The sequence below is a fragment of the Micromonospora sp. HM5-17 genome (assembly GCF_003762835.1).
Classification (GTDB): domain Bacteria; phylum Actinomycetota; class Actinomycetes; order Mycobacteriales; family Micromonosporaceae; genus Plantactinospora.
The window spans coordinates 667,595-671,784 of the sequence record NZ_RJWA01000002.1; the positions used below are offsets into that span (position 1 = coordinate 667,595).

The window sequence follows — 4,190 nt, forward strand, 5'->3', positions numbered from 1 at the left end:
CCCGGGTCGACCCCGATGCCCAGCCGCGACTACTTCACCGATGACGAATCGCCGGACGGCCAGTCGATAGAGGTAGACTCGCCGCGGAGCACCCAATGGGACAAGTTCCAGAGCTTCTTCGAGGTGAAGGGCGTCATCCTCAGCGAGAAGCCGGAGGGCCCGGCCAAGCTCGCCAAGGAGTACGGGAAGATCCAGGGCATGTTCCAGCGTACCGCCGACCAGCTGGACGCCCAGGCACACCGGCTCCGTGAGGCGTGGTCCGCGGGGAAGGCCGCGTGGCGCTTTTTCTGGTTCGCCGGAGCGACGCTGTACGGGTTGGACCACTGGGTCGAGCACTTCGACGAAAAAATCGAGCGTCTCAATCAGCTCTCCTCGGACATCGCGGACGCCCACGCGAAGGCGGAGGAGCTGGAGCAGCAGTTCAAGGCCGAGTACCTGGCAAAAATCCCCGCCGACGGCGCCTTCTACGGGTTTCCGCCCAAACTCTCCCGCAACAATCCCGAGATACCCGACGACGAGGAAGCCAAGCTGAAGGCGCAGATCGCCGCCATCTACGCGGAGGTCCACGAGAAGTACCTGCGCCTGATCATCGAGGTCGGCAAGAAGCTGGGGGAGCAGTTCATCAAGGCAGCCGAGTGGATGGGGTCGGCGGGAAAGGTGCCGGTCGCCTTCCAGGGCGCGGACCAGGCAGATCCGTGGCGGCCGTACACCGCGGATCCGGTGTCACCGACGCCGGTCGTCTTCCAGTTCAGCGACCCGTTGGTCAACACGCCTCCGTCCATGGAGTCGCCGGAGATCACCCCACTGTCGCTGATCCAGTACGACGGACCCGGGCCGCTGCCGCCGGGCGTCTCCACCGAGGCCGTCCCGCCGTACGGCGACTCCGGCCGGCCGTCGCCATCGTTCCCCGCCGGGTCGACGTCGCAACACGGGTTCGGTCCGACGGTGCCGAGCGGCGACGTCAGCACGCCGTCCGGTGAGAGCGGCGGGGCGGGGACCGGCGGCGCCCTGCTTGGCCGCGGATTTCTCCTCGGCGTGCCGCCCCTCCACCCGGCCGCATCGCCCCGCCAGCCCGGCGCCTGGTCTGCGACGACGTCGGCCGGCTCCGGTCCACCCGGCGCCACGCTCGCCGGCCGGTTCGGCGAGCCGCTGGCGCAGCCGCCGTCGAGCGAGTCTCTGCCGACGGCCCTCTCCGCGCGCGGCGCGCAGCCGCTGCCGGCGGTGGAGATGCCGTCTCCGACCGCGCTCGGGTCGGCAGTCGACGGGCCGATGGGCGCTCCGGTCGCCGCCGCGACCGGTTGGCATCAGGTACTCAGCGCGCGGGCGATGATGCCGCCGCCCGAGACGGTCGGCGGACCGCGTCCGGGACGGGAGCGCGCCGGGGCGCTCGGCGAGGGGCGGCGACGCGCGGCCCCGGCTGCCGCGGCGAAGCCGAGCCGGGGCACCGGAGTGGACCGCGGCGGCGCCGCCGCCGCGGCGAAGAAGAGCGCGACCAGCGAGCCGCGCCCAACGATTCGGGGGACAGGAGCCTGACGGGCGGTGAGCGCGTCGTCGGGAGGAAGGAACGGGTATGCCTAACGCGAACCTCGTACAGGGCGATCTTGAACTGATGCAGGCCACCTCGGCCGACGTGGAACGGAACGCCGAGGAACTCGCCGCACTGGTGACGCAGCTGCGGTCGCTCTGCCGGAGCATGGAGGACCGGTTCAAGGGCCGGGCGGCGGAGAGCTTCCAAATGGCCGCCGAGGCCGGCAACACCGCCGCGGACCAGCTGAGCGTGGTCCTTCAGCAGCTCGGTCAGGCCATGGGATTCACCGTCGACAACCTCGCGGTCAACGACTCCCAGGCCAGCAATACGTTCGTGGCGGTCAGCGACGGCGGCGTCCAGTCGATCCTGAGGGGAGCGTGACCATGCAGCTGTTGGTGGACTTTGCGTCGCTTGAGGAACTCCAGCGGAACTTCCTCGCCAACATCAACGAGGTGGACGCGCTGTCGAAGCAGCTGCGTAGCAAGATCGACGCACTGATCGCCGGCGGTGTCTGGCAGGGTGGCTCCGCGATCTCGTACGACGACATGCAGGCGGACTGGGACAACGCAATGAAGAACGTCCAGCTCGCCAAGCAGGCGATCACCAAGGCGATCAACGAGACGAGCCAGCTCTTCCAGCAGGCCGAGGCCGAGAACATGGCGCGGATCACCCGCGCCGGCCAGATCTGAGCGGTTCAGCCCGATACCCGGCGGCGGTGGCGCAGCAGCGCCACCGCCGCCGCGTATCCGACCGCCACCAGCGCGGTCGCCAGTCCGACGCCGCCGGCCCAGAGCAGTGCCCGTCGGGTGGTCGCCGGCATCCCCGGTTCCGGTGACGGCCTGACGGCCGCCGCCGGCATCGGCTTCGGGCTGGGCGACGGCACCGGGGTGCCGATCGGCTCGGCCAGCGCCCGGTACGGATTCACACTGCCGTAGCCGTAGTCGACGCTGTACGCCCCGCCGGGCGTGCCATCGGCGGTGGCGAGGAGGTGTTCGGCCACCTGGGCTGCCGTCCACTTCGGATGGTTGCCCCGGACCAGCGCCGCCGCGCCGCTGACCAGTGCCGCGGCCGCCGCCGTACCGCCGATCGCGACGTGCCCGTCGACCCGGGCCGCCGCGACCAGGTTGACCCCGGGGGCCATCAGGTCCATGTGCGGGCCGGAGCCCGAGTCCGTCCAGCGCTGCCCGGACTGGTCCACCGCGCCGACTCCGAGCACCCCCGGGTATGCCGCCGGGTAGGTTTCGCCAACCGTGTCGTCGCCGACCGCCGCCACCACGACGATCTGTCGCCTGACCGCGTCCGCGACCGCGGACCGCAGCCCGGCACTGCCGCTGCCGACCGCGAACGAGACGTGGATGACGTCGGCCTTCAACGCGATCGCCCGGCGGATACCGGCCGCGAGCCGGCCCGGTGTGACGTCCCGGTACCGGGTTGAGCCGGTGGCGTTCTCGCTGACCCGGATCGGGATGATCCGGGCCTCGGGGGCGACGCCGACCAGGCTGGCGTCCCCGTCGGGGCGGGCGGCGATCAGACTGGCGACCGCGGTGCCGTGGCCGACGCAGTCGATGGTGCCACCGGCCTCGTCAGCGACGAGGTCCCAACCCCGGTCGACGGCCTTGGCCAACTGACGATGGGAGGAGTCCACACCGGAGTCGAGCACGGCGACCCGGACCGTTCTGGCGGTGCCGAGCCGGTGTAGCCGACGCGGGTCGAGCCAGCGCTGCGCCCACTGGTCGCCGGTGGCGCGAGGGGCCGGTGCGGGCTTGCCGCCGAAGCAACCGGGGGCGGCCAGGGCAGGTCTCGCCGCCAGCGACGGCGCGACACCGGCGAGCAACACCAGCACCGCGGCCCAGGCCGCCGCGGGCCGTCGAACGACCCGTCCACACCCGACTTTCCCTCGCACGGTCCGCAGCGTACCGTGATCCCATGACGGTCGACCCCGAGACGGTGCGGGCGATGCGCGCGCAGGCGGAGGAACTCGCCAACCGGCTTCGCCAGATGACCGGGTCGATGTCCACTCTGCAGGAAAGACTGGCGGATATCCGGGTCACCGCGGTCTCGCGCGACGGACTGGTGCGGGTCACGGTGGGCAGTGACGGCAAGCCACGCGAACTGTCCCTGGACGCGCGGATCTACCGCGAGCCCGACTCACAGCGCCTCGCCGAAACCATCCTCGACACCATCGAGGTTGCCGGCGAGGAAGCGCGGCGGCGGGTCATGGAGATCTGCCGCCCGTTCGCCTCCGAGGAAGCCCTTCAGCAGTACGCTGACGGCGACCTCACCGGCGCGATGGAGCGGTTCCGGCGTCAGATGCCGTTCATGGGGGAGTGAGGACGATGGCCACGATCAGGGTCCTGCCCGGCGCCGAGTCTGCCGCCGCGCGCTTCGCGACGATGGCGGCTCGCGGCAACGATATCGTCGCCCGGGTTCAGGCCGTTGCCTCCTCCAGCCCTTTCGTGCCCGGTGACGCCGTGACATCGGATGCGGCGGCGGATTTCGCCAGGCGAAGCGAGGAGTACGCGACGGCAGCGCAGCAGATTCTCGACGCGATCGCGCAGGGCAGTGACGCACCCACGAAGGCACTCGAGACTCTTGCCGAGGCGGACCGGATGTCCGGAAAGGCTTTCGGACAGCCAGGTGTGAGTGTCTCCGTCTGACCTAG

At 70.9% G+C, this 4,190-nt stretch carries 6 protein-coding genes; 5 read left to right on the forward strand and 1 reads right to left on the reverse strand.

Going from position 1 to position 4,190, the window contains the following annotated elements; translation table 11 throughout:
- Positions 1-15: 15 nt before the first annotated feature.
- The 3 genes from EF879_RS08125 to EF879_RS08135 are packed head-to-tail and all read left to right on the forward strand — an operon-like array spanning position 16 to position 2,217.
- A complete protein-coding gene (locus EF879_RS08125) occupies positions 16-1,533 on the forward strand; it encodes a hypothetical protein (protein ID WP_123556348.1) in 1,518 nt (505 codons plus the stop codon).
- Positions 1,534-1,570: 37 nt separating this feature from the next.
- On the forward strand, positions 1,571-1,909 hold the full coding sequence (locus tag EF879_RS08130; RefSeq protein ID WP_123556350.1) for a WXG100 family type VII secretion target: 339 nt from the start codon (positions 1,571-1,573) through the stop codon (positions 1,907-1,909).
- Between the two features lie 2 nt (positions 1,910-1,911).
- Complete coding sequence (locus tag EF879_RS08135) at positions 1,912-2,217, forward strand: WXG100 family type VII secretion target (protein ID WP_123556352.1); 306 nt, start codon at positions 1,912-1,914, stop codon at positions 2,215-2,217.
- Between the two features lie 5 nt (positions 2,218-2,222).
- Here EF879_RS08135 and EF879_RS08140 read toward each other — a convergent pair whose 3' ends face one another.
- Positions 2,223-3,431 (reverse strand): S8 family serine peptidase, encoded by a 1,209-nt coding sequence (locus tag EF879_RS08140; RefSeq protein ID WP_158624135.1) that lies wholly within the window; start codon positions 3,429-3,431, stop codon positions 2,223-2,225.
- 23 nt (positions 3,432-3,454) lie between these two features.
- Between EF879_RS08140 and EF879_RS08145 the strand changes: the two genes are divergently transcribed.
- Together EF879_RS08145 and EF879_RS08150 are read left to right on the forward strand one after the other, a co-directional pair.
- A complete protein-coding gene (locus tag EF879_RS08145; protein WP_123556356.1) occupies positions 3,455-3,859 on the forward strand; it encodes a YbaB/EbfC family nucleoid-associated protein in 405 nt (134 codons plus the stop codon).
- 5 nt (positions 3,860-3,864) lie between these two features.
- Positions 3,865-4,185, forward strand: a complete 321-nt coding sequence (locus tag EF879_RS08150) for a hypothetical protein (RefSeq protein ID WP_148086382.1) — start codon at positions 3,865-3,867, stop codon at positions 4,183-4,185.
- Positions 4,186-4,190 lie beyond the last annotated feature (5 nt).